This window comes from Actinoplanes missouriensis 431, assembly GCF_000284295.1.
GTDB classification, from domain to species: domain Bacteria; phylum Actinomycetota; class Actinomycetes; order Mycobacteriales; family Micromonosporaceae; genus Actinoplanes; species Actinoplanes missouriensis.
In genome coordinates, this window is the sequence record NC_017093.1 from 3,059,038 (window position 1) to 3,084,152 (window position 25,115).

General features: G+C 73.1%; 23 protein-coding genes and 1 riboswitch. Of the genes, 12 read left to right on the forward strand and 11 right to left on the reverse strand.

Annotated elements, in window-relative coordinates; all coding sequences use genetic code 11:
- Positions 1-26: 26 nt before the first annotated feature.
- The 9 genes from AMIS_RS14340 to AMIS_RS14380 all read right to left on the reverse strand — a co-directional run bounded on the left by AMIS_RS14340 (position 27) and on the right by AMIS_RS14380 (position 9,462).
- Positions 27-2,537: an ABC transporter permease gene (locus tag AMIS_RS14340; protein WP_014443028.1), complete on the reverse strand. Its 2,511-nt coding sequence runs from the start codon at positions 2,535-2,537 to the stop codon at positions 27-29.
- Positions 2,534-3,265: an ABC transporter ATP-binding protein gene (locus AMIS_RS14345; protein ID WP_014443029.1), complete on the reverse strand. Its 732-nt coding sequence runs from the start codon at positions 3,263-3,265 to the stop codon at positions 2,534-2,536. The genes AMIS_RS14340 and AMIS_RS14345 overlap by 4 nt, the downstream gene beginning before the upstream one ends.
- A 111-nt stretch (positions 3,266-3,376) precedes the next feature.
- Positions 3,377-3,883, reverse strand: coding sequence for a GAF domain-containing protein (locus tag AMIS_RS14350; RefSeq protein WP_014443030.1), 507 nt, complete (start codon positions 3,881-3,883; stop codon positions 3,377-3,379).
- Complete coding sequence (locus AMIS_RS14355) at positions 3,880-4,194, reverse strand: hypothetical protein (protein ID WP_014443031.1); 315 nt, start codon at positions 4,192-4,194, stop codon at positions 3,880-3,882. The genes AMIS_RS14350 and AMIS_RS14355 overlap by 4 nt, the downstream gene beginning before the upstream one ends.
- 64 nt (positions 4,195-4,258) lie before the next feature.
- The gene (locus tag AMIS_RS14360) at positions 4,259-4,933 is read right to left on the reverse strand and encodes a PilZ domain-containing protein (RefSeq protein ID WP_014443032.1); all 675 of its coding nucleotides are present in this window, start codon (positions 4,931-4,933) and stop codon (positions 4,259-4,261) included.
- Between the two features lie 148 nt (positions 4,934-5,081).
- Entirely contained in the window at positions 5,082-5,609 is a 528-nt protein-coding gene (locus AMIS_RS14365; RefSeq protein WP_014443033.1) for a copper resistance CopC family protein, read from the reverse strand.
- Positions 5,610-5,679: 70 nt separating this feature from the next.
- The gene (locus tag AMIS_RS14370) at positions 5,680-6,822 is read right to left on the reverse strand and encodes a Dyp-type peroxidase (protein ID WP_041829780.1); all 1,143 of its coding nucleotides are present in this window, start codon (positions 6,820-6,822) and stop codon (positions 5,680-5,682) included.
- 17 nt (positions 6,823-6,839) lie between these two features.
- Positions 6,840-7,415 (reverse strand): copper chaperone PCu(A)C, encoded by a 576-nt coding sequence (locus tag AMIS_RS14375; RefSeq protein WP_014443035.1) that lies wholly within the window; start codon positions 7,413-7,415, stop codon positions 6,840-6,842.
- 28 nt (positions 7,416-7,443) lie between these two features.
- Positions 7,444-9,462 (reverse strand): cytochrome c oxidase assembly protein, encoded by a 2,019-nt coding sequence (locus AMIS_RS14380; RefSeq protein WP_014443036.1) that lies wholly within the window; start codon positions 9,460-9,462, stop codon positions 7,444-7,446.
- 93 nt (positions 9,463-9,555) lie between these two features.
- A riboswitch (cobalamin riboswitch) is annotated at positions 9,556-9,741 on the forward strand.
- A 42-nt stretch (positions 9,742-9,783) separates the two neighbouring features.
- On the opposite strand from AMIS_RS14380, the gene AMIS_RS14385 reads away from it, so the two are divergent.
- From AMIS_RS14385 to AMIS_RS14440, 12 genes are all read left to right on the forward strand, one after another.
- Entirely contained in the window at positions 9,784-10,809 is a 1,026-nt protein-coding gene (locus AMIS_RS14385) for an ABC transporter substrate-binding protein (protein WP_014443037.1), read from the forward strand.
- Positions 10,810-10,844: 35 nt separating this feature from the next.
- Positions 10,845-11,798 carry a FecCD family ABC transporter permease gene (locus AMIS_RS14390; protein WP_014443038.1) on the forward strand — a complete coding sequence of 318 codons (954 nt, stop codon included), beginning with the start codon at positions 10,845-10,847 and terminating at the stop codon, positions 11,796-11,798.
- On the forward strand, positions 11,798-12,805 hold the full coding sequence (locus AMIS_RS14395) for a FecCD family ABC transporter permease (protein WP_041829782.1): 1,008 nt from the start codon (positions 11,798-11,800) through the stop codon (positions 12,803-12,805). The genes AMIS_RS14390 and AMIS_RS14395 overlap by 1 nt, the downstream gene beginning before the upstream one ends.
- Entirely contained in the window at positions 12,802-13,608 is an 807-nt protein-coding gene (locus AMIS_RS14400; RefSeq protein WP_014443040.1) for an ABC transporter ATP-binding protein, read from the forward strand. The genes AMIS_RS14395 and AMIS_RS14400 overlap by 4 nt, the downstream gene beginning before the upstream one ends.
- 5 nt (positions 13,609-13,613) lie before the next feature.
- The gene (locus AMIS_RS14405; protein ID WP_014443041.1) at positions 13,614-14,669 is read left to right on the forward strand and encodes a tartrate dehydrogenase; all 1,056 of its coding nucleotides are present in this window, start codon (positions 13,614-13,616) and stop codon (positions 14,667-14,669) included.
- 175 nt (positions 14,670-14,844) lie between these two features.
- Positions 14,845-16,434, forward strand: coding sequence for a beta-1,3-glucanase family protein (locus AMIS_RS14410; RefSeq protein WP_014443042.1), 1,590 nt, complete (start codon positions 14,845-14,847; stop codon positions 16,432-16,434).
- A gap of 135 nt (positions 16,435-16,569) precedes the next feature.
- Positions 16,570-17,313, forward strand: a complete 744-nt coding sequence (locus tag AMIS_RS14415) for an ABC transporter ATP-binding protein (protein ID WP_014443043.1) — start codon at positions 16,570-16,572, stop codon at positions 17,311-17,313.
- Between the two features lies 1 nt (position 17,314).
- Entirely contained in the window at positions 17,315-19,210 is a 1,896-nt protein-coding gene (locus AMIS_RS14420; RefSeq protein ID WP_014443044.1) for an ABC transporter permease, read from the forward strand.
- Between the two features lie 395 nt (positions 19,211-19,605).
- Positions 19,606-20,232, forward strand: coding sequence for an SUKH-4 family immunity protein (locus tag AMIS_RS14425; protein ID WP_172666590.1), 627 nt, complete (start codon positions 19,606-19,608; stop codon positions 20,230-20,232).
- A 60-nt stretch (positions 20,233-20,292) separates the two neighbouring features.
- A complete protein-coding gene (locus AMIS_RS14430; RefSeq protein WP_014443046.1) occupies positions 20,293-21,567 on the forward strand; it encodes a serine hydrolase domain-containing protein in 1,275 nt (424 codons plus the stop codon).
- A gap of 202 nt (positions 21,568-21,769) precedes the next feature.
- Positions 21,770-21,994, forward strand: a complete 225-nt coding sequence (locus AMIS_RS14435) for a hypothetical protein (RefSeq protein WP_014443047.1) — start codon at positions 21,770-21,772, stop codon at positions 21,992-21,994.
- A gap of 2 nt (positions 21,995-21,996) precedes the next feature.
- Positions 21,997-22,290: a hypothetical protein gene (locus tag AMIS_RS14440; RefSeq protein ID WP_014443048.1), complete on the forward strand. Its 294-nt coding sequence runs from the start codon at positions 21,997-21,999 to the stop codon at positions 22,288-22,290.
- Positions 22,291-22,455: 165 nt separating this feature from the next.
- Here the strand turns inward: AMIS_RS14440 and AMIS_RS14445 are convergent, their stop codons facing one another.
- The gene (locus tag AMIS_RS14445) at positions 22,456-23,361 is read right to left on the reverse strand and encodes an NADP-dependent oxidoreductase (RefSeq protein WP_014443049.1); all 906 of its coding nucleotides are present in this window, start codon (positions 23,359-23,361) and stop codon (positions 22,456-22,458) included.
- A gap of 36 nt (positions 23,362-23,397) precedes the next feature.
- Positions 23,398-25,038 (reverse strand): alpha/beta fold hydrolase, encoded by a 1,641-nt coding sequence (locus AMIS_RS14450; RefSeq protein WP_157434865.1) that lies wholly within the window; start codon positions 25,036-25,038, stop codon positions 23,398-23,400.
- Positions 25,039-25,115: the final 77 nt, after the last annotated feature.

A 25,115-nucleotide genomic window follows, 5' to 3' on the forward strand; every position in this document is an offset into this window, starting at 1 on the left:
CGCTACGCAATGACCCCGACGTCACGTCATGATCCCGACGCGGGCAGGCTGCGACGGCCGACGACGAGCCGGATCGGCAGCGCCCCGGCGAGCAGCCCGAGACCGCCGACACCGGCGAGCATCGCCAGGTACGTCGGAATGTCCACAATCACCCGTGCATGGCCGTCCTGGGCGGCGCTGAAGGTGCCCACCACCACGCTCGTCACGATCATGCCCAGCGCCAGGCCGACGGCGACCGTGATCAGCGCTTCCCGGCCCGCGAGCCGGTGCAGCTGTCCGGGGGTGGCGCCGGCCAGCCGGAGTCCCGCGTACTCCCGCCGCCGTGACGTGGTGGCGATGGCGAACGTGTTGACCACCGCGATCGCGGTGAATCCCAGCGAGATGATCATCATGAGCTCCCATCCGCCCTGCTGCTCCGACACGTCGCCGCCGGGTGCCGCAGCCACCGTCGGCGCGATCCGCAGACCGGGAAAATCAGCAAGCCCATCGGGTACGCCCCCGGAGTACCGCACCGCTATCACGCCCACCAGGCCGGCCGGATCGTGTGCCGCGACGACGCCGGCGTCCAGGACGAGATCGCCGAAGCCGCGCGCCCGGTCGTACACCGCGGTCAGCCGCAGCGGGACCTGGTGGCCGTCGGCGAGCCAGACCGGTACCCGGTCACCGATCCGCCAGTCGTACTGCCGGGCGAGGTAGGCGCTCGCGGCGAGCGTGCCCGGCCCGCCCAGGGTTCCCGCACGCACCGCCAGGTCCAGTGCGGACTCCGTCCCGGTGGTGAGCAGGCCCTGCGCCGCGTAGTCCTGCGGCTTGCCGCCCTGCGCGACGACCACCCGGGTCGGCAGGGTGATCGCGGCGCCGGTCACGCCGCCGGTGGCGGCGAGCCGCCGGGCGTCCGGGAGCGACAGCCCGGCGGGCACCGAGAGCTGCGCCGTCGCGGGCGCGGTGCGGGCGGCCTGCTCGGCCTCGGTCAGGTCGGCCACCAGCGCGTTGTTGAGCAGCATCACCGCGTTGACCGCGAACATCAGCACCAGCGGTACGGCGACCGCCGCGACCCGCCGGCGTTCCGCCCGGGTCACCAGTCCGGCCAGCCAGCCCGCGGCGCTGCCGGCGCCGAGGATCCGGGACAGCGGCCCGGTGAGCAGGCGTACCAGCAGCGGGCCGAGGGCGGCCACCGCGCTGAGCAGCAGCGCCGTCGCGACGAAGCTCATGCCCATGCCCAGTGGCCCGTCGAGCGGCACGAGCGCCAGCAGGGTGATCGCGCCCGCGGTGGTCACCGCGGCGATCAGCAGCCGGGGGAGGAGCGCGCCGGTGGGAGCAATCGCGGTCTCGGTGAGGGCCTGGGTCGGGGCGATCCGGACCGCGCGGCGGGCGGCGAGCCGGGCGCCGGCGAGGGTCACCAGCATGCCCGCCACGGCGGCAGCCACCAGCACGAAACCCTGGACCCGGACCTCGAACTGGGCCGGGACCACCCCGAGCTGCCGGAACCGTGCCGCCACCGCCTCGGCCAGCACGATACCGAGCGGAGCCCCGCCGAGCGATGCCACGGCGGACAGCAGCACGCTCTCGTACCCGAGCAGGCGCCGCAACTGCCGCGGGGTGGCGCCGACGGCGCGGAGCAGCGCGAGTTCGCGCAGCCGCTGCCGCACACCGAGGGTCACGGTGCCGGTCAGCACGAAGACCGCGGCGAAGCCGGTCAGACCCAGGACGAATCCGAAGATCGAGATGGGCGCGATGTAGTCGGGCAGCGCGCCGGGCAGGTCGGCGCGGGCCCGGTCGTCACCGGTGAAGACGCCGGCGTCACCAGCGGCCTCGCGCACCGCCGTGACCAGGGCGGCCTGGTCGGCGCCCGGCTCGGCGACGATCGCCAGCGCCGTCGGCCCGTCCGTTCCGGAGACCGCGGCGACCTCCGCGTCAGCCAGGAAGATCGCGCCCTGGGCCGGCAGCGCGTCACGTCCGGCGGGGGCGGCGACGCCGGCGACCCGGAACTGCCGGGTACCGGTCCGGGTGGTGATCACCACGGTGTCGCCGGCCCGGCGGGCCAGCTCGGCGTCGACGACGACCTCACCGGGCTGTGGAGCACGGCCACTGCGCAGGGTGTACGGGGTCAGCGGGGCGGAGACCCACCCGTGGCCGATCACCGGCGCCCCGTCGGCGCCGCGCACCGCACGACCGTCCGGCGCGCTGACCCGTACCGGGAAAGCGGCGTCCGCGACGACGGCCGTGACCGACGGCAGGGTTTTCAGGCGGTCGGCGAGCCTGACCGGCAGGGTGGGCGCGCCGGTGAGCTGCTCGGTCTTGACCTTCGTCTTGACCTTGTCTTTCTTCTTCTGCTGCGTGGTGGTGATGCTGACCTCGTGCGGACCGGCCACCACGACGGTGGCGGCGGCGAACCGGTCAGCCGGCGGGCGCGCGGTCAGAACCGACGCCAGGAGCAGCCCGCCACTGGCGAGCAGGGCGATCGCCAGCAGCGCGGCGACGAAGGTGCCCAGGTAGACGCCGCGGTGCCGGCGCAGCGTGCCGATCGCGAGCCGGATCATCGGGCCGCCACCGCCATCATCTGCGCGGCCGCCTTCTCCGGGGTCGGGTCGGCCAGATCGGCGACGATCCGGCCGTCGGCGAGGAACACCACCCGGTCCGCCCAGCCGGCCGTGACCGGATCGTGGGTGACCATGACGATCGTGGCGCCGAGGTCGTCGACCGCCTCGCGGAGCAGCGCCAGGATCTCGCGGCCGGTCGACAGGTCCAGGGCGCCGGTCGGCTCGTCCGCGAAGACGATCTCCGGCCGGGCGGCCAGCGCGCGGGCCAGCGCGACCCGTTGCCGCTGCCCACCGGAGAGTTGCGCGGGCCGGTCGTGCTCGCGCCCGCTCAGGCCGACCCGGCGCAGCACGTCACGGGCCCAGGCCCGGTCCGGCCGGACGCCGGACAGCCGCTGCGGGAGCAGGACGTTGTCCCAGACCGAGAGCGAGTCCATCAGGTTGTAGGACTGGAACACGAAGCCGGCCCGGCGCCGCCGCGCCCGGGTGAGCTTCGGCTCCCGCAACCCGCCGATCTCCTCCCCGGCGAGCCGGACCTGCCCGGAGTCGGGACGGTCCAGGCCGGCGGCGCAGTGCAGCAGCGTCGACTTGCCGGAGCCGGAGGGGCCCATGACGGCGTTGAACGAGCCCGCGGCGAAGGCGACGGACACGCCGTCGAGGGCGCGGGTGGTGCTGCCGTAGGTCTTGGTGACACCGGTCAGATCGACCACCGCGGTTCCACTGATTCTCATGGGAATCAGCCTGGTCGGCGGGGGAGGCCGGGAGTACACGGCGACCCATGGTCCGGTGGTGGGGAAACCCCTACCGGCGCTCACGCCCCTGACCGGGTGGCCGCCCGCTGCTCACGTCGATCGGTACGCGCGAAGCAGTTCGCTGACCTCCTCGGCGCCGCGGCGCAACTCGGCCAGGTCCGCGTCGGTGAACACGTGCGCGGCCGTCCCGAGGACGCAGTGCGTTCCCAGGACGGCGCCGTCGAGCACGACGGGAACCCCGGCATAGCTGCGGATGCCGTCGTTGGTCACCAGCGGGTTGGTCGACTGCAGGGCGTCATCGGTGGCATCCGGCACGACGTAGGACGTCCCGGAGTTGACGGCGTTGACGCAGAAGGACCACTCGATCGGGGTGCCGCCCATCTCGGCGAGCCAGCCCGTCAGCCCGTACGAGCCGGGGAAGACCTGTGCCGTGTCGAGCACCATGCTGACCAGGGCGATCGGCTGGCCGAGCCGTTCCGCGGTGCGCTCGGCGATCCGGTTCAGGCGGTCACGCAGCTCCGGGTCGTCGAGATCGATGTCCGCCAGGACGTCGTAGCGGTCCGAGCCCGCAGCGGTATCGTGCCGATCCGCGCTCACGTGGTCACCTCGGTCTCGGATCCCTTGGCCACGAGGCGTTCGTATACCGCGACCCGCACCGCGAGGCTTCGGGCGCACAGGCGCGCGATCGGGTGGGAGACCTGCATGGTCGCGATCAACCGGCTCACGGCGCGGAGACTGGTCTCGTCCCCGGTCAGACCGGCGTCGAACAACAGCGTGAGCCAGAGGTCTTCGGTATGTGGCCCGAAGTAGCCCTGCAGGGCGGCGCGAGCCGTCGCCAGCGACGGCTTCTCCAGCTCATAGGCCGCCGTCGGGGCGGAGGATCCGGGCCGCGCGTTTCGATCAGCCATCGGTTCCTCTCGTCGGTACGAGCCCCTCCTTCAGATCGGCCGCGCCGTCGCTCACCTGAGCCGTTCAATCCGGGTGCAGGGCTATGCGGTGCTGCTCGTCGTGCAGGAAGGTGCCGAGTTCGTCCATCGTGGCGATGTTCAGGTGCAGGAACCGGACCCGGATCTCGGCGGAGTGCTGGTCGGCGCCGGTGATCTGGCACCGCAGGTGGTGGATGCCGCTCGGGAGGGTCAGGTCGACCGTGGCCGAGGCGCCACCGGCTATCCCGGCTGCGGCGAGCGCCGCCCGCGCGTCGTCGTGCCCGGGCAGCTCCAGCAGGATGTTGGCGCCGCCGAGGGAGACGTCACGGGTCCAGCCGGAGACCGCCCGGTCGTTCACGGTGTGCAGGGTGGCGGGCACCCGGACCGGCACCCGCGTGCTCAGCCGCCGCTCGATGCCGGTGACCGACTGGTCCACCCGGATGTAGATGCCGGCCGGGGCGGAGGGCGGCGGGGCGATGACCGTGCCGGTGGCGAAGCTGCCCCGGCCGTCCTGGGTCCACTGCAGGTCGGCGGAGGTTCCCTCGGCGATGCCGACGCCCTCGTGCTCGACACGCAGCAGGTCGCCGGGCTGCCGGGTGACCCGGCAGACGATCGTGGGCCCGCTGCCGAACGAGATCATCACCTCCGGCGCCCGCCAGGGCAGTGGTTGCTCCTGGATCACATTCACTTCGATGCGCGGTACGCCCAGGGTGCGATTCATCGCAACCTCCCCTCGTGACGAGACGGCAGGTGTCGCTCTTCGACAGTCTGATCGGCAACTTGCGGCCAAACCTGCGGGAGTCGGTCACCAGGAACGCCGGGGCCGTTACGGACGACTCACGGTGTGAACCACGAACGCGGTGACGGTCTCATGACCCGGACCGCCGGCGACCGGTGCGGAGCCAGACGGCGGCGACGGCGACCACGAGGCCGGCGCCGCCGACACCGGCCAGCAGGCCGGTCCGCACACCACCGGATCCACCCTCGGTGGCCGGCGCGGCGGCCACCGAGGCGGCCACCGGCGCGGCCGGCAGGCCCGGGTCGGCGACGGTGAACGGGTACGACCCCTGCACGGTGTGCCCGTCGACCGACACCACCCGGTACGCCACGGTGTGCACGCCGTTGCCCAGCGCGCCGGTGAGGGTCAGCGTCCCGGACACGTCGTCGACGGTCACCTCGGACGCCGGCACCCGCTGCTTCGCCGGGTCGCTGACGACGATCGTGATGAAGTCCGGGTTGATCCGCTCGTTGAACCGCAGCGTGACGGCGGACGGTGCCGCGGCCAGGACGGCGTCCTTGGCCGGGTCCGCCGCGACGAGCTGGGCGTGCGCCCAGGCCGGAGCGCCCGGCGCCAGCACCCCCAGGACGACGGCCACGACGATGACCAGCCGCCTCACGCCGCCACCACAGTCACGGCCGTGACCAGCCGCCTCACGCCGGCACCGCCACGAGAGTCACGGCGAAGCCTCACGTCAGCACCTGCTCGCCGATCCAGCCGCCCTCGGCGCATCCTGGCGGCACCGCGAAGACCGCCGAGCCGATCGGCGTGATCCACTCGTTCAGCAGGTCCTTCTCGGCGAGACGGCGCTGGATCGGCACGTACTGCTCGGCGATGTCCCGCTGATAGGCGGCGAAGATCAGTCCGCTGTCCGGCACTCCGCGCGCGTCCGGCACGCCGTCGTAGTTGTACGGCCGGCGCAGGATCTTCAGTCGCGGATCCTCGACGCGGGCCCGGGTGACGTGCGAGAAGTCCGGCATCTTCGGCAGGCCGAACTCGTCGACGGCGGCGAAGTCGGGCCGGTCGTGCTCGGCGGCGCCGCTGAGCGGGGCGCCGGAGTCCATCCGCCGGCCGGACGCGTTCTCCTTGTCGGAGACCGACAGCTTGTCCCAGGCCTCCATCTCGGCCCGGATCCGGCGTACGACCAGGGTGCTGGACCCGTCCGGGTTCCACACCGCCGGGTCGATCTCGGCGCCGCGGGGGTTGGCGGTGCCGTCGAGCTGGCCCATCACGTTGCGCTGGGTGTGCTCCGGCGCGTGAACGCCCGGGCTGCGCCGGAAGCCGATCTGCACCCAGCGGACCGCCGCGAACGGCCGCGCGTCCTTGATGATCATGCGTTGGGCGTGCGCGACGGTCAGCGGGTCGTCGGCGCAGATCTGCACCAGCAGGTCGCCGCCGGACCAGCGGTCCTGTAGCCGGTCGATCGGGAACGCCGGCAGGTCGGCGATCGGGGCCGGCAGGCGGGCGGCGCGGTAGAGGCCGGGACCGAAGCCGAACGTGACGGTCAGCCGGGCCGGGAGCACGGCCAGCGTCGCGTCGGTGTCGCCGAGCGCGGGCTCGCCCCGGGTGAGGCGGGACGCGTCGTCGGTGAGCAGCCGCATCATCCGGCCCAGCGCCGACCGGTCGGTCCCGGCCTGGAGGGTGAAGGCCAGGAACGAGGCGTGCGCCGGTGGATCCTCGGCCACCCCGGACTGCCGGGGGCCGTGGAACGCGACGACGGCCGTACCGATGGAGGTGTCCGCGGCGGACGCGGCCGCAGGCCGCACGCCGGCCCCGGCAGCGACGCCGAGGCCGGTGACCGCACCGGCGGTGAGCAGGCGACGCCGGCTCACCGGGGGAGGCGGGATCGTCACGGCGCCGTGCTGCCCATCGGCATGCCGTGACCCGGGGCGTAGCTCTCCTCGGCCCCGGCGAACGGCTTGGCGACCGCGGTGAACGGCACCGATGAGCCGTCGGCGAGGGTGAGGGTGAACGTCACCTCGTCGCCGGCCTTGATCTCCTGCGCCGGCTTCATCAGCATCAGGTGGTCGCCGCCGGGCGCCAGCTCGTGGGTTCCGCCGGCCGCGACGACGAAGCCGCCCTCCTTCTCCCGCATGATCATCTTGCCGTCCTGCATGGCCATCTCGTGCAGCTCCGCCGGCGAGGCCGGGGTCTGCACCGAGGTCACGGTGATGTCCGCGCCGGTGCCGTTGACAAGCGTGCCGAACGCCGCCGTCATCTCGCCGGCCTTGGCCGCCTTGACCCACGGGTCCTTGACCGTCAGGGTGGCCGCCGCGGCCGCCGGCGCGCTGGGCGGCGTCGTCCCGGCGCCCGAGGTGGCCTCGGTGCCGCCACAGCCGGACAGGCCGCCCGCGGTCAGGACTCCGGCCAGCAGGACGGAGGCGGCGGCGCGGCGCCGGGGACCGGCGAAGAAGGTGAATCGCATGATGCCCGTTTCGTTAAGGGGTGTGTGCCTATTGGTCTGCGTCCGGCGCCGGAAAGTTCCCACCGGCTTGCTCCCGCGCGGCCGTGGCGGCGAGGAACGCGTTGTAGCGCGCGAGGTCGTCCGGCTCACCGGAGCTGTCGGCGCGGTCGGCGGCGCGGTCCAGACGGGCCTGCTCGCGCTCGTCCGACCGGATCCACTGGCGGACCAGCACCAGCATGATGACGACCGCCGGGATCTCGCCGAACGCCCAGGCCAGGCTCGCGCCGAGATGCTGGTCGGCAAGCAGCGACGACGCCCAGGGCGGATGCACGGCGGTGTACCAGTCGGCGGCGATCACCGTGGTGGACTGCAGCAGCACGAACCCGAAGAAGGCGTGCGCCACCATCGCCAGGAAGTGCACGACGGTCAGCATGGCCGGATGCACCCGGCGGCGTCCCGGATCGACGCCGATCAGCACCCAGAACAGCAGGTAGCCGGCGAGCACGAAGTGCACCAGCATCGCCAGGTGCCCGAGGTGGTACCGCATCAGCGTGCCGAGCAGGTCACTGAGGTAGAGGCCGTACAGGCTCACCACGTAGATGCCCAGGGCGACCAGCGGATGACTGAGGATCCGCGCGGGCCGGCTGTGCAGGATCAGCAGCAGCCACTCCCGGGCGCCGCGCACCTGCGGATCCGCCGGGCGGCGCAGCGCGCGCAGCGCCAGGGTGACCGGGGCGCCGCCGACCAGCAGGATCGGCACCGCCATCGACAGCACCATGTGCTGCACCATGTGGACGCTGAACAGCACGTAGGCGTACCGGGCGACGCCGAGCCCGGTGATCGCCGCCAGCAGCAGCATGCCGGAGACCCAGGAGACGGTACGGGTGATCGGCCACCCGTGCCCGGCCCGCCGCAGCCGCCACACGCCGACCAGGTAGGCGGCGATCCCGGCAGCGCAGACGGTCAGGAAGAACATGTCCGGCAGCGGGCCGGTGAGCATCCGCACGGCCGACGGCGGGCCGGGCTGGTCGAAGCCGAGCAACTCCACCAGGGGATCCGGCGCCACCGTCTCCTCCGGAACCGGGGTCGGGCTGCGCGACAGCGCCACCGCGAGACCGGCGGCCGCGCCGAGGACCACCAGCTCGCCGGCCGCCAGCCGCAGGAACGCCCACGGCGCTCCGGCTCGGAGCGCGGGCAGGGTCCGGCGGCGATGCGCCACCCCGATCAACCCGACGATCACCAGGGCGAAGACCTTCAGGAGCACCAGTACGCCGTACCGCGAGTCCCCGAGCGCCGCCGCCCCGCCCAGCCGGACCGCGGCGTTGGCCACCCCGCTGACCCCGGTCGCCACGAAACACGCGAGGGCCAGCCGGCTGTACCGGCCGGCGGTGTCGGCGAACCGCCGATGCCGGCGCACCAGCAGCAGGCCGGCCAGCCCGCCGATCCACAGTGACGCCGCCAGCACGTGCAGCGCCAGACTCGTCACCGCGATCTGATGGTCACCCGCGCCGGCCGCGTGCCCGGTGAAGGCCGGTGGCAGCAGGGCGATCATCGCCAGGCCGGCGGTGACGGCGGCCAGCCCGCGCGACACCCCGCCCCGGCTCAGCACCGCCACCGTCACGGCGAGTGCGGCCTGCAGCAGCAGCGCCTGCCCCTGCGAGATCGAGATCGCGAAGCTCAGCACGGCCTGGCCGCTCAGCCGGGTCACCGGCATACCGAGCACGTCGGAGACGGTGAGGACGATCAGAGCCGTGGACGCGAGCCCCCAGGACAGCGCCAGCCAGGTGACCCGGCGCAGCAGCAGCCAGCCGTGGGCCGCCACGCTGCGACCGTCGCCGGGCAGCAGGAACGCCGCCGTGACGGTCAGGCCGGCGGTCAGCACGCCGAGCAGATCCGCCAGCATCCGCACGATCGGCAGCAGCCACAGGGTGACCGGTCCGGGAGTCGGGATGCCCGGCAGCACGGTGTCGTCGACCGCCCCGCCGAACCGCAACGCCATGATCAGGACCAGTCCGGCCGTCGCCGCGACGGCCAGCACCACGGCAGGTGTTCTCAGCGAACTTCGCACGGCACATCAGTCGGCCCGTACGCCGTGATGGTTCCCGGGGTGATCCGAACCTCGCCCCGCGACCGCCCGGGTCGGGCCGCCGGACCGGGCGGCTACAGTGATCGCCGCCGTGGTGCTCGGGAAGCCGGTGTAAAGCCGGCGCGGCCCTCGCCACTGTGAACGGGACTGCCGTCGGCCCTCGTCGCGCGTCGAGGTCACTGGGTGCTTCTCGCCCGGGAAGGCCGGCCGCCGGCGCACCATCCCGTCAGCCAGGAGACCGGCCACGGCACGCTTCGACCCGTCCACGAGGTGCTGGAAGGCGGTCCCGCTGTGCGGTTCCCCATGCCCTGGCGTATCACCGCGCCACTGTCCGTTCTGCTGCTCGCGCTCGCCGGCTGTGCCGGTGACGGCGCCGGACCCGAGGCGGCCACCGCGAGCGGGGCGGTCACGGTCGCCAACTGCGGGGTCGCCGTGCCGGCCGGCGCGCCGCCCATCCGGATCTTCGCGGCGTTCCACAACGGCATCGAGGCGGTGTACGCGCTCGGCGCCGGCGATCGGCTCGTCGGCGCGGCCTACCTGGACAATCCGCTGCTGCCCGGGTACGCCGGGCAGTTCCACCCGGATCGGCAGAAGCCGGCCTACTACCCGGAGGAGTACCCGAGCCGGGAGGAGGTGCTGCGGCTCGACCCGGACTTCGTCGTCTCCGGTTTCACCGGCGCGTTCACCACCGAGGGCCTGGGCACCCGCGCCGAGCTGGACAGGATCGGCATCGGCTCGTACCTGTTCAGCCAGTACTGCCCGACCGCCGACGGCGAGGGACAGAAATCGCTCGGGGAGAACGACGTCTCGCTCGACGGCGTCTACCGCGACCTCACCGACCTGGGCCGGGTCCTCGGCGTCCCGGCGCGGGCCGAGGCGCTCGTCGCCACGATGCGGGAGACCGTCGCCGGGGTGGAGGGCAAGCTCGCCGGGGTCGAGCGGCCGACGGTCGCGATGCTGAACCGGCCGGGCGGCGGCGAACTGCGGGTCTTCGGCGCCGGTGACGTCGCCACCACGATCATCGAGAAGGCCGGCGGCACCCAGGTCTTCGACGACGTGCCCGGCCGGCTCACCCGGATCGGCACCGAGGAGCTGATCCGGCGCAAGCCTGAGGTGATCGTGGTGCCGGCCTGCTGCGGCGCCGAGGTCGGACCGGACGGCGCTCGCAGCGTCATCGACGGGCTCAAGGCCGACCCGGCGCTCGCCAATGTGCCCGCGATCCGTGACGGCCGGATCTATGCGGTCACGTTCGCCGAGGTCACGCCGGGTGTGCGCAACGCCGACGCGGTGGCGAACCTGGCCGCTCTGCTGCACCCGGAGCGGTTCTGAACGCTCGCGCAGCCGGGCTGACCGGGGCCGTCGTCGTGCTCATCGCGGCGGTCCTCGGTTCCCTGACGATCGGCAACGAGACCATCAGCATGGGTACGGTGGTCGGCACCTGGCTGCACCCGGACGGCTCCGACGCTCAGCGGATCGTGGAGTACCTGCGCTTACCCCGTACCCTCGTGGGGGTTGCGGCCGGCGCGGCCCTCGGGGTGGCCGGCGCTCTGCTGCAGGGCCTGACCCGCAACGCCCTGGCCGGGCCGGAGGTGCTCGGGGTCAACGCCGGCGCCGCGCTGAGCGTGGTGCTGGGGATCTCGGTGTTCGGCGTGCACACGTTCGGAGGCTGGGTGTGGTTCTCCTTCGCCGGAGCGGCCCTGGCCGGCGCCGGGGTGTACGCGCTGAGCTCGCTCGGCCGCGGCGGGGCGACCCCGGTGAAACTGGCGCTGGGCGGCGCCGCCGCGACAGCGCTGCTCGGCGGGCTGACCACGGCGCTGACCCTGCTCGACATCAACACGTTCAACGCGTACCGGTACTGGTCGGTGGGCGCGCTGACCGCGGCCGGCCTGCCGGTGATCGGCGCGGCGCTGCCGTTCCTGGCCGCCGGGACCGTCCTGGCGGCGATGTCGGTCCGGGCGCTGGACGCCATCGCGCTCGGCGACGACATGGCCCGATCGCTCGGGCGGCGTCTCGCCGCCGGTCGGGCGACCACCGCGCTCGCCGTGGTGCTGCTCGCCGGCACGGCGGTGGCGCTGGCCGGGCCGATCGCGTTCGTCGGACTCACCGTGCCGCACATGGCCCGCGCCCTGACCGGGCCCGCCCACCGGTGGCTGCTGCCCTATGCGGCGGTGCTGGCGCCCGTGGTGCTGCTCGCCGCCGACGTGCTCGGCCGGGTGGTCGCCAGGCCGCAGGAGCTGCAGGCCGGCATCGTCACGGCGATCGCCGGCGCGCCGTTCTTCATCGCCCTGGTACGCCGCCGAAGGCTGGCCGGACTGTGATGACGCGCGTCCACCCGCGCGCCGCCGTGGTGAGCCTCTCCGCCCTTCTCGTCGCCCTGGCCGCGACGATCGCCTCGCTGACCATGGGCGACTACCCGATGCCGCTCACCGACGTGGTCACGGTCCTGGCCGGCGGCGACGGCTCGACCCGCCGCAGCGCCTACGTGATCCTCGAGCTGCGGCTGCCCCGCGCGCTCGGCGCGCTCGCCGTCGGCGCCGCGTTCGGGCTCTCCGGCGCGATCGTCCAACGTGTCGTGCGCAACCCGCTCGCCAGCCCGGATATCATCGGCATCAACGCGGGCGCCGGCGCGGCGGCGGTGTTCCTCGTGGTGGTCGTGGCGGCCGGCCCGGTCGCCGTCGCGTCCGGCGCCCTCACCGGGGCGCTGGCGACCGCGGTGGCGATCTACCTGCTGTCGCGCCGTCGCGGAGTCACCGGGTACCGGCTCGTGCTCGTCGGCATCGGGATCACCGCGATGCTCACGTCGGTGACCGCGTACCTGCTCAACACCGCCGACGTCTACACCGCCGAGCAAGCCGCGATCTGGCTGTCCGGCAGTCTCGCCGGCCGGTCGTGGGGCCACGTGCTGCCCGTCCTGCTCGCCGTCGCGGCGCTGCTGCCGGTCGCCCTGCGGCTGGCCGCCTCGCTGCGGGCCCTGGAACTCGGTGACGACCTGGCCCTGGCCCTGGGCACCCGGGCCGAACCGGCGCGGGTCGGCCTGCTCGCCACGGCCGTGGCTCTCGCGGCCGTGGCCACCGCGGCGGCCGGCCCGATCGCGTTCGTCGCCCTCGCCGCGCCGCAGCTCGCCCGCCGCCTGGTCCGCGAACGCGGGCTCGCGCTGGTCACCTCCGCCGCGGTCGGCGCCGCGCTGCTGGCCTGCGCGGACCTGGCCGCCCGCCGGGTCCTCGCGCCCGCCGAACTGCCGGTCGGGGTGCTCACCACGGTGCTCGGAGCACCCCTGCTCATCTGGCTGCTCGCCAGAGCCAACCGGATCGGGAGGACAGGATGACCGACCTGCGCGCCACCGGCCTCGGCCTCGCCTACGACGGCCGAGCCGTGGTGACCGGCCTCGACCTGCGGATCGCTCCCGGGAAGATCACCGCCGTGGTCGGCCCCAACGCCTGCGGCAAGTCGACGCTGCTGCGCGGCCTGGCCCGGCTGATGCGCCCGGAGAGCGGCACGGTGCTGCTCGGCGGCGCCGACATCCACCGGCTGCCGACCCGCGAGGTCGCCACCCGCATCGGCGTGCTGCCCCAGCAGCCGGTCGCCCCGGACGGCATCACCGTCGCCGACCTGGTCGCCCGGGGACGCCAGCCGCACCAGAAATGGCTGCGGCAGTGGACGCCCGCGGACGAGCAGGCGGTGACCGCCGCCCTGGCCGCGACAGGCATCACCGCCCTGGCCGACCGGCCCGTCGACGAGCTCTCCGGCGGGCAGCGGCAGCGGGTCTGGATCGCCCTGGTCCTCGCCCAGGACACCGACCTGCTGCTGCTCGACGAACCGACCACGTTCCTCGACCTCGCCCACCAGCTCGAGGTCCTCGACCTGCTCACCGACCTCAACGCGGACGGCCGCACGGTCGTCGCCGTGCTGCACGACCTCAACATGGCCTGCCGCTACGCCCATGAGATCGTCGCGATGCGGGACGGCGCGGTGGTCGCGCAGGGCCCACCCGCCGAGATCGTCGACGCCGGGCTGGTCGAGACGGTCTTCGGCGTCCGGGCCCGGGTCATCACCGACCCGACGACCGGCACTCCGCTCGTCCTGCCCGAACCGACGCATGGACGGCCCCGGCATCCGGTTGTCTACTGAGACCCATGACCGGTTACCGCATCGCGCTCATCCCCGGCGACGGCATCGGCGCCGAAGTGCTTCCCCCGGCCCGTGCGCTGCTCGACGCGGCCGGCCGCCGGCACGGCGTCACCTTCGCCTACGACACGTTCGACTGGTCCTGCCGGCGCTACCTCGCCGAGGGCGCGATGATGCCGGACGACGGGCTGCGGCAGATCCGCGGGCACGACGCCGTCCTGCTGGGGGCCGTGGGCTGGCCCGGCGTGCCCGACCACGTCTCGCTGTGGGGTCTGCTCATCCCGATCCGGCGGGCGTTCCGGCAGTACGTCAACCTGCGCCCGATCAAGGTGCTCGACGGCGTGCCGAGCCCGCTGCGTGACGCCACCGGCGTGGACCTGGTCGTCGTCCGGGAGAACGTGGAGGGGGAGTACTCCGAGATCGGCGGCCGGCTCGGCCGCGGCACCGAGGACGAGCTCGCGGTCCAGGAGGCGGTCTTCACCCGCCGGGGCGTCACCCGCGTCGTCGAGTACGCCTACACGCTCGCCGAGAGCCGCGGCAACCACGTGACGTCGGCGACCAAGAGCAACGGGATCGTGCACACCATGCCGTTCTGGGACGAGCTGGTGGCGGAGGTCGCCGAGCGTCATCCGGGGGTCCGGTCGGACAAGGAGCACATCGACGCGCTCGCCGCCAAGCTGGTCCTCGCGCCGGAGCGGTTCGACGTGATCGTCGGCTCCAACCTGTTCGGCGACATCCTCAGCGACCTGGCCGCGGCCGTGGCCGGCAGCATCGGCGTCGCGCCCGCGGCCAACCTGGATCCGTCCCGGGAGTTCCCGTCCATGTTCGAGCCGGTGCACGGCTCGGCGCCGGACATCGCCGGGCGGGGCACGGCGAACCCGGTGGGCGCGATGTGGTCGGCGGCGATGATGCTCGATCACCTCGGCCACCCGGAAGCCGCTGCGGATCTGCTCGCCGCCGTCTTCGGCGTCCTGGCCGACGGCGTCAGCACCGCCGACCTGGGCGGCACGGCCGACACCGCCGCTTTTACCCGCGCGGCGCTGGACCGGCTCGGCGCCGCCTGAAACATTTATGAAATCCACTGTTGACATCAGTTAACAACCCTGACGATGCTGTGAGAGCGCTCTCACGGCTGCTGGCCGTGGGACGGCGCCGGCGAACGTCCCCTTCGCCGCCACCAGCCACGCGGCCGCTTCCCCGAGCCTGCCGGGTGTGCCTGGACAGAGCTGAGGAGTTGGCTTGCGTACCAGACTGAGATGGCTGACCGCCGTCGCCGCGCTCGCGCTGGCGTCCCCGATCGTGGCCGTGACCACGCCCGCGTCGGCGGCGTCGCCCGCCGTGCTCCCCCTGACCGTCACCAACAACACCGGCCGCGGCGACGCCGTGTTCCTCTACGTCATCGGCACCATGAACGGGCGCTGGGGTTACGTCAACAGCGGCGGCGCGTTCACGCCCTGGCCGGCCGGTGGCCTCCCGCCCGTGCCCGCCCCGGACGTGTCGATGGCCGGGCCCGGCAACGGCGGGACCACGACGATCCGTATCCCCAAGGGCCTGTCCGGCCGCGTCTACATGGCGATGGGCGACAAGATCAAATTCTTCATCACCCCGGACGGCTTCGTCCAGCCCGCGCCGTGGGCGTCCGGCGACCCGAACTACAACGTCCTCTTCGACACCAGCGAATTCACCTTCAACGACGCCGGGCTGTGGCTGAACAGCTCACAGGTCGACTTCTTCGGCATCCCGCACGCTGTCACCGTGACCAACGGCGCCGGGCAGACCAAACGCACCGGCGACGTGGTCAGCGACGGCCGCAACAAGGTCATCAACGCGATCAAGGCGCAGCCGGGCTGGCAGGACTCGGTGATCACCCGCGTCGACGGCACCGTGCTGCGGGTGCTCGCGCCCGGCAAGGCCACCGACGCCGGGAAGTTCCCCGCGAACTACCTCGACTCCTACATCACCGCGGCGTGGAGCGCGTACACCAGCAAGACGCTGACCGTCGTACCGCGCCAGAACGAGCCGAACCGCCGGTTCTTCGGCCGGACCGTCGGCAACACCATGCGCTTCACCGACAGCAGCGGCGCCGAGGTCGCGACCGTCGACAAGCCCAGCACCGCCAACGTCTGGGGCTGCGACGGCGTCTTCAACGCCCCCAACGTGGCGCCGTTCATCCAGAGCGAGGTGCGACGGACCATCTGCACGGCATTGGTACGGGGGACGCTCGGCCCGTCCACCCAGGAGCCGGTGTACGACGCCAACGCGTTCTACAAGAACAGCGCGCCGAACCACTACTCCCGGATCATCCACGCGAACATGGTCGACGGTAAGGCCTACGGCTTCGCCTACGACGACGTCGGCGGGTTCGAGTCACTGGTCCACGACGGCGACCCGCAGCAGGCCGGCATCGTGATGAGCCCGTTCGGCGCGGGCGGGAACCCGCCGGCCACCGGCAACCGGATCCTCAGCAACTGGAACAACAAGTGCGTCGACGTGAACAACGCGAACTTCTCCGACGGGGTGCCGCTGCAGGTCTGGACCTGCAACAACACCGCCGCGCAGGCGTGGACGTTCAGCGGTGGCACGATCAGCACGCAGAGCAACAAGTGCATGGACGTCGCCTGGGGCTCACGGGACAACGGCGCGGTCATCCAGATCGCCACCTGCAGCGGGAACCCGGCACAGCAGTTCGTGCTCAGCGCGGCCGGTGACCTGGTCAACCCGCAGGCCAACAAGTGCGTCGACATCGCGGAGTGGAACCCGAACGACGGCGCCCGCCTGCACCTCTGGGACTGCGTCGGCGGCGCGAACCAGAAGTGGCGCCGGGGCTGATCTCGAGTTGATCCCGGACGGGTTGTCGCGCTCAGCGTGACCCGTCCGGGCCGGCCCGGTGGTAGGGGAGGCCCTACCCTGAACCCGGGGGACGGCTTCATGGTCGTCCCTGAGCAGTATAAATAGGCTGCTCTCATGATCAACTCCTTGGTGGGCGCGGCTCCGGCGATCTCGGTGCACGGGCTGAGCCGCACCTACGGCACCGGCCCGGCGGCGGTCCGCGCCGCCGACGGCATCGACATCGACTTCCCCCGGGGCACATGGACCGCGGTGATGGGACCCTCCGGCTCGGGCAAATCGACACTGCTGCACTGCGCGGCGGGACTGGAACGGCCCGACAGCGGCCGGATCGTGCTCGACGACACGGACATCGCGACCCTCGATGACGACGCGCTGGCCGCACTGCGGCGTACCCGGATCGGTTTCGTCTTTCAGAGCTTCAACCTGGTCGGCTCGCTGACCGCGGAACAGAACGTGGCGCTGCCGTTGCGCCTGGCGGGCCGCCGGCCCGAAGCCGGCCTGATCCGCGACGCGCTCGCGGCGGTGGGGCTGGCCGAGCGGCGCCGCAGCAAACCGCGCGAGCTCTCCGGCGGCCAGCAACAGCGGGTCGCCGTCGCACGTGCGCTGGTCACCCGGCCCGATGTGCTCTTCGCCGACGAGCCCACCGGCGCGCTCGACACCGGCTCGGCCCGTGCGGTCCTGGACCTGCTCCGTCGTGCCGCCGACGCCGGGCAGACGATCGTGATGGTGACCCATGATCCGGTCGCGGCGGCCCGCGCCGACCTCGTCGTGTTCCTGCGGGACGGTCGCATCGTGGACCGGATCGCCGGCCCCGATGTCCGTGAGGTCACCGACCGGCTCGTCGGCCTGGAGGCCTGACATGATGCGACTGAGCTGGGCCGGGTTCCGCGACCGTTGGACCCTCTTCGCCGGCGCCACGCTGACCGTCTGCCTCGGTGTCGCGCTGGTGCAGTCCTCGCTGCTGCTGCTCGTGACGGCGGCGACCCGTACCCCGCCCGCCGGCGCCTCGCCGAACGCGCGGATGCGATTCGCCGAGAGCAACGAGGCCCTGGTGGCGCTGCTGGCCGTCAGCCTGGGATTCGCCGCGCTGCTGGCGGTGTTCATCATCGCCTCCACCTTCGCGTTCGCCGTCGAGCAGCGTCGCCGTGAACTGGCGCTGCTGCGGGTCGCTGGTGCCACCCGCCGGCACCTGCGGCGGCTGCTGCTCGGCGAGGCTCTGCTGCTGGGTGGCCTCGGCACGCTGGCCGGGATCCCCGCCGGCGTCGCCGCGACGGCCGTGCAGACCGGCCTGCTGCACCGGCTGAATCTCGCGCCTGACGGGTTCACCGGCCACTGGCAGGGCTGGATCGTCGCCGTCTCGGCGGCGACCGGCCCGCTGCTTGCCGTCACCGGTGTGCTGCTCGCGGCTCGCCGAGCAGGCCGCATCCGGCCCTTGGCCGCACTGCGTGACGCCGAGGACGTCGTCAGCGCCGTGCCCGTGGGGAGATGGGCGCTCGGGCTGGTCCTCGCCGTGGGCGCGCTCGTGCTGGCCGGGCTGGCGCCCGTCGGTGGCGCGACCGGCGGCCAGGCGATGGCCACCAGCGTCAGCGTCTGTGCGGTGATCGCGCTGAGTCTGCTCGGCCCGGCTCTGGTGCGCGCAATGGCGCGGCTCGTGCCGGGCCGTGGCGCCGGCGTCGCCGGGCTGCTCGCGGTCGCGAACCTGCGGGACGACGCCCGCCGGGCCGCCTCGGTCGCGGCGCCACTGCTCGTGCTGACCGGTCTGCTGCTCGGGCAGGCCGGCGCCGCGTCGTCGTTCGCTGCGGCAGGCCGCGCGGAGCAGCACCGCGACACGCGCGCCGATCTGGTGGTCGAGGGCGCCGCCGGCCTGCCGGCCACGCCGGGCGTCGCCGCCACCGCCGCCGAGGCGCAGCTGCCCGTCGCCCTGACCACGGGCAGAGGTGAGCTCGCCTACACCAGGATCACCTCCGCCCTGGTGGTCGACGCGAGCGCGTACGCCCGGGTGCATCCGCTCGCCGGCGATCTGAGCGCGTTGCGCGGCGCCGCCGTGGCGGCCGGCCCCGGCGCGGACGGCTTCGCGCCGGGTGACACCGTCGGCATCCGGGTCGGCGACACCGACCTGGGCCCGCTGCCCGTCGTGGCAGCGGTGCCGCAGCAGATCGGCGGCGGCGCCACCGTGCTCCTGCCGGTCGGGCTGCTGACTGCCGACCAGCTCAGCGACGCGAACTGGCGAAGCTTCGTCACGCTCGACCCGGCCGCCGACGTGCGGGCGGTCGCCGACGCCCTGCGCACCATCGGCCCGGTCCGCACCACCGACGACTGGCTGCGGCAGGACGGCACGGCGCGTTCCGCGGCGAGCACCGGCGTGCTGATCGCCGTGATGGGCCTCGGGGTGGTGTACGCCCTGGTCGGCGTGGTCAACGCGATCGTCATCACGGTGGCGGCCCGGCGGCGTGAGTTCGCGGCCGTTCGCGCTGCCGGGTTCACCCGTGCCCAGGTGATCCGCATCGCCATCACCGAATCCGCGCTGACCACGGCGATCGGCCTGACGCTCGGCGCGGTGGCGGCGGGCGGCACTCTGCTCGCCGTGCTGCTCACCACCGGCGCGGTGTCCGGGGCGGCCACCCTCGACTTGCCGTGGTCGCTGATCGCGGTGGTGGTCGTCGGTGGTTTCATGATCACTGGGGCCACCAGCGCCGTGGCGTCGTTCGCGGCGACCCGGGACCGACCGGTGGCGGTGCTGGCGGCTCGCGAGTGAGGCGTCGGCCGCGGTGGTCAGCCGTGGCCGTGGGCGGCCGTCTTCCGTTGCCGGAGACGGCCGGTTACCCGCTCGGTCGCCCGGTTCAGGTGACGCCGGGCGCAGAGCATCGAGAACCCGATGCGGTTCACCGGCCAGTACCGGGACCCGGCATCCGGTGACGGCAACTACTATCTGCGGGCGCGAACTACTATCTGCGGGCGCGCACTACGGCCCGGGCGCGGGCCGGTTCGCCTGCCGGGATCCGATGCCCACGACCGGCCCCCACCGCGCGGCGCGGATGCCGCGGTACACGAGTGCGAGACTGTCGTGGAGCTTCGCGCGTGGACAACGCGCTCTCGGCGATTCGTCGAGCGGTCTCCGGTGGGCTTTCGCGGCAGATCCAGGGAGTCCTCGTGGATGTGAGCACGACGTGGAACGCGGTGGACCGCATCCTCGAGGGCGCCCTCGGCGAGTTGACCGGGCCGGGCGGCCCGCCGGTGCTTCCGGCCTCAGCGCTGGAGGACTGGCGGCTGCCCGCCCCGGCGAAATCCGCCCTGCTCTCCTACGGGCTCCCGCCGCAGCGCACCGACGGCCTGATGGGCGTCGCCGGCGGGTTCCACGACGCCGCGCCCGCCTATCACGTCCTGGGCTCGTACGGCTCGGCGATCATCGCCGCCGTCCCGGGCTCGGACGCGGTCCTGGCCGTTCCGCGCTCCTCCGCCGTACATCCGGATCTGGCCCGTCTGTATCCCTCGGGGATCACGCCGACGCCGGTGAACTCGTCGATCCCGGCGTTCGTCGAGTGCGCCTGGCGCTGGCACTGGATCGTCCCGCTGCTCGCCGACGCGCAGAACGCCGCCGGGGAGGCCGAGATCCAGGCGTGGAAGGACGGCCGCGGTACGGAGATCGACGATCCCTATCGCGGCTGTCAGCAGTTGTGTGACCACGTTTTGGAACGTTTCCGGGCGATCGATCCGGCGATCGGCCCGGACACCGGATTCTGGCCGGACGTGATCGCCGACCTCGCCCCGGACCGATGAGTTCGCGTCACCCCGATGGTCTCCACTGGTATGAGTCGACGAGACGGACGGAGATCGGTGATGCGAAGGCGAACACTGCTGGCGGGCGCGGGCGCCGCTGCGACAGGTGTCGTGACGGGTGGACCGGCGTCGGCGTCGCCCGGCGGGCCGTGGCACACCGGTCTGGCCGCGCTGCACGCGGCGATGGCGGCCCGCGTCGGGCGCGGTGAGCTGACCGGCATCGTGTACCTGGTCGCGCACCGCGGGCGGGTGCACGTCGACACCATCGGGACCCTGACGCCCGGCGGAACACCATCGATGCGCCGGGGTACGCCGTTCCGGCTGGCCTCGCTGACCAAGCCGGTGATCGCGACGGCCGCGATGATGCTTGTCGAGGACGGCAGGCTCGCGCTGGACGAGCCGGTCGACCGGCTGCTGCCCGAGCTGGCCGGCCGGCGGGTGCTGACCCGCCTCGACGGGCCGCTCGACCAGACCGTCCCGGCGGTCCGGCCGATCACCGTCGAGGACGTGCTGACCTTCCGGATGGGGCACGGCATCCTCTTCGAGCCCAGCGTCCAACCGCCGTACCCGATCATCGCCGCGGCCGACGAGCTGCAGCTGGCGATGGCGCAGCCGGACCCGCGGACGCCGCTGGACATGGACGAGTGGATCCGCCGGTTCGGCACCCTGCCGCTGATGTACCAGCCGGGAGAACGCTGGCAGTACAACACCGGGGCGCTGGTGCTCGGCGTGCTGGTCGAGCGCGCCGCCGGCCGGCCGCTGGGGGAGTTCCTGCGCCGCCGGCTGTTCGGGCCGCTCGGCATGCGGCACACCGGTTTCTCCCTGCCGCGCGCCGAGGCCGCCCGGCTGCCGGGCCTGTACGCGACGAACCCGCAGACCGGCCGGCTGGAACCGCAACCCGGGTCGACGCCCCAGGAGTGGAGCCGGCCGCCCGCGTTCCCGTCCGGTGCCGCCGGTCTGGCCTCGACCGTCGACGACTACTTCGCGTTCAGTCGGCTCCTGCTCAACGGTGGCGTGCACCGCGGCCGGCGCCTGCTGTCCGCCGCGTCGGCCCGGCGGCTGACGACGAACCATCTCACCCCGCAGCAGATCGCCGACGCGGGTGAGTTCCCGCTCTCCGGGCACGGCTGGGGGTACGGCATGGCGGTCAGCGTCACCCCGGACGAGGTCTCCGGGCCGGGCCGGTACGGCTGGGACGGCGGTTACGGCACGACCTGGTTCACCGACCCGGAGCGGGGGCTGACCGCGATCGCGCTGACCCAGACCGTCGACTTCCTGTTCAACGGCGCCCGCGAGGAGTTCCAGCGTCTCGCGGCGGCAACGGTCCGCAGTTAGCCGCGCGGTCGGCCGGAGCTGAGGGGCCCGGCGCACGCCGAACGCGGCTTTGTGATCGCCCGGACAGCGACCAGGGTAGCGACCTGGGCACCATCGCACAGAAGGCACGGTTGGACTTCGTATACGTGGCGTTTACAGTAGGGTGGTGGAGTAGAACTACGAGTTCAACGATGACAGCTACACCGCTCTGAGTGCCGCCCGTGTGGCATGGCAGGACGCGGTGTTTGTGCTGCGTCAGAGCCGGCCGGTCGTGCGCAGGCACATCGGGGCGGTCCTCAACGTTGCGGGCCGGGACCGGCAAGGGCGCTGGCTGGCCGTAGCGTTGATCGAACTGGATCCACAGCGCGACGACCAGTACACCGTCGCAGGGGCGCGGTATCTCGATGATGTCGAGGTTGCCTCGATCGAGCGGATGCTGAAGGGATAGCCATGACGGAGAACAGCGATATCCGAGCTGCACTCGAGGACCGCGACTGGGCCGGCGCCGAGGTTGTCACCGACCGGCCACGCGCGAAGATTGTGCATTCTGTGCGTCTGCCCGCCGAGTGGTCGGAGGCATTGGAGGCCGAGGCTGATCGGCGTGGAACAACCCCGTCGCGGCTCATGCAGGACTACATCGTCGCGGGCCTTCAGCATGATGCGGCGGCGCCGGAGGGAACCGTCACGATCAGCAGGGCGGCGTTGCACCGTGCCATCGACGCGGCACTGACGAATGCTGCCTGACCGGCGATTCCGATAGCCGCTGTCCCGTCGAGGCGGGAAGGCGATGAGACGGGCCCTGGGTGGGCCCGTCTCATGGGGGCAGAGGCAGGGGCCGAGTCCGGCCGGGCTCGCCGGTCGGCCTGCCCGGCCCGGCGGGTGATGGACACCTGCCAATGACGGGAATGATCAGATGGTGACGATGACTTTGCCCTGGGTGCGGCCCCGTTCGGCGTACCGGTGGGCCTCGGCGATCTTCTCCAGGGGGAAGGTCTCGGCGACGAACGGGGTGTAGGCGCCCGTCGCGCCGTAGCCGGCGCCCTCGGCCAGCACCGCCGAGTCGTTCTGGGCGGTGTAGTGCCGGACGCCCAGGCCGCCGGCGAGCATGTGGTCGGCGACCGTCACCACCCGGGCCGGGTCGCCGGCGATGGCCACCAGGTCGGGCAGGGAGCCCGAGCCGACGGCGTCCAGGACCGCGTCCACACCGGTGGGGGCGAGGGCGGCGACCCGGTCGGCCAGGCCGGGGCCGTACGTGGTGGGCAGCGCTCCGATCGAGCGCAGGTAGTCGTGCTTGGCCTCGCTCGCGGTGCCGATGACGGTGGCGCCGCGGGCCACGCCGATGGCCACGGCCGCGCTGCCCACGCCGCCGGCCGCGCCCTCGACGAGCAGGGTCTTGCCGGACAGGTCGCCGAGCAGGTTGAGGGCGCCGCCCGCGGTGGCGACGGCGAGCCCGGCGCCGGCGGCCTGCTCCAGGGTCCAGGTGTCCGGGACCGGCGCCCACGCGGTCAGCACGACGTGCTCGGCGCTGGCCCCGAAGATGCCGCCGAGCCCGAACACCCGGTCGCCGGCCGCCACGCCGGTGACACCGTCGCCGACCTCGTCGACGGCGCCGGCGGCGTCGCGGCCGGGGATGGCCGGGAGCTCGGCCGGGTAGTAGTCGCGCAGCACGCCGGCGCGGATCTTGAAGTCGATCGGGTTGACGCTGGCGGCGGCGGCCCGGATGCGGATCTCGCCGGGGCCGGCGTGCGGTTCGGGAGCGTCGTCGACGACGAGGATCTCGGCCGGGCCGTACTCGTGGAAGCGTGCTGCGCGCATCGGAACTCCTCGGGAATTGTTGCTGTGACAACTAACTTAGAGTGATAACTTACTCGCGGCAAGCGTTCGGAACGTCACTTTCCCCGGACTGGCACCCGGGAATGCGGCAATGCCCGCCGCCTTCTCGGCGGCGTCCGCGGGTACCGGCACGCCGGCGCAACCCCGGTCGATCCGGCCCGTCCCGAAATACCGGACCACATCGGCGGCGCAGTCCGGTTGCTGCAGCACCGACCCGTGCACGTCGTCGTCGACGGTGTAGACCGTGCCGCCGACCGCAGCCCTCGTCTGCCAGGTCCATTCGTACGGCGACGGCGTCTCCCAGCGGTGCCCGGACAGCACCAGCGACCCGCCGCCGCGCCGCAGGTCCACGGTCTGCACCGGCAGCGGCCATCCCGCGCATCCGGCGGAGAAGCCGAGCGACCGCCCGGTGAGCGGATTGTCCGCGAGACGCCGCTGGTAGGCGGCCCACGCCGCCTCGAAGCCGAGCCGGCTGGGGTCCTCGTTGCAGAACGCGGCCCGGTTCATCGTGCGGTTGCCCTGCTCGGGGAGATCCGCCGGCGGTTCCGGTTCGGAGGTCGACGGCACCCGGATGACCTCCTTGACCGTGGGCGGCGCGGCCGGGCCGGTCGCCTCCCGCAGTTCCGTGAGCACCTGTCCGGCGAGCGGCCAGACCGGCGCGTCCTGGCTCGCGGCGACCGCGACGAACGAGCCGTCCAGCGCGATCGGCAGGTCGGTGAACGCGCGCGGGTTCGTGTCGTAGTCCGCGCGCAGGGCGGCGATCGTCGCGCTGACCTGACGCGCGGTGGAGCCGAGGTGGTAGCGCTCGTCGCGTTCGGCCAGCCAGGCCGTCATCCGCCGGGCGTTGCGCTCGGCCGCGGCGGCGCGGCCGTCGGAGAACGCGACCAGGCTGAAGTCCGGGATCGCGACGCTGTCCAGGAACATCCGGCTCACCGAGGCGGGGAAGAGACTGCGGTAGACCACGCCGAGCCAGGTGCCCCAGGAGACGCCGAGGAAACCGAGCTTCCGCTCACCCAGCCCGGCCCGGATCAGGTCGAGGTCACGGGCCACGTCGGCGGTGGTGAGCCGGGCCAGGAAGGCGGGGTCGGATCGCCCGCAGGCGGCGTTGGCCTCGGCCTCCGCCCGGTAGCGCGTGCGGGCCTGCGCCTTCGTCAGCGGGCCGATCGAGTCCGGGCCCTCGTCGGCGTCGGGGCAGTCGGTCGTGGTGCTGTAGCCGACGCCCCGCGGGTCGAAGCCGATCAGGTCGTAGCGGTCGTTCAGGCCGTCGGCCGCGCCCTGCGTCAGCAGCTGGACGGGCATGAGGTAACCGCTGCCGCCCGGACCGCCGGGATTGAGCGCGATGCTGCCCAGCCGGTGCGCCCGGTCGGTGGCGGGCAGCCGGGTGAGCGCGACGGTGATCTTCCGGCCGCGCGGCCTCGTGTGGTCGAGCGGGACGCTGATCGTGCCGCATTCGAGGCGGCCGAGCAGCTGTTCGAAACGGTACCGCAGGTCCGGCGGGACCATCATGTCGAGCGCCTCGTCGGAGTAGGCGGGGCACGGCTGCCAGGTGATCGTCGGTCGCGGGTGGGCCGCTGCCGCCGCCGCTCCGGTTTCCGGAGGCGAGGCGGCGACCAGCGCCGCCGTCACCGCTGCCATGCTCAGAGCCATAGATCGATTCATGCCGGTCATCGTGTGGTACCCGCGGCGATAGCGGCGTCCGCCTGGGGAGGTATCCGGGAATACCTCTCGCGGCGGAT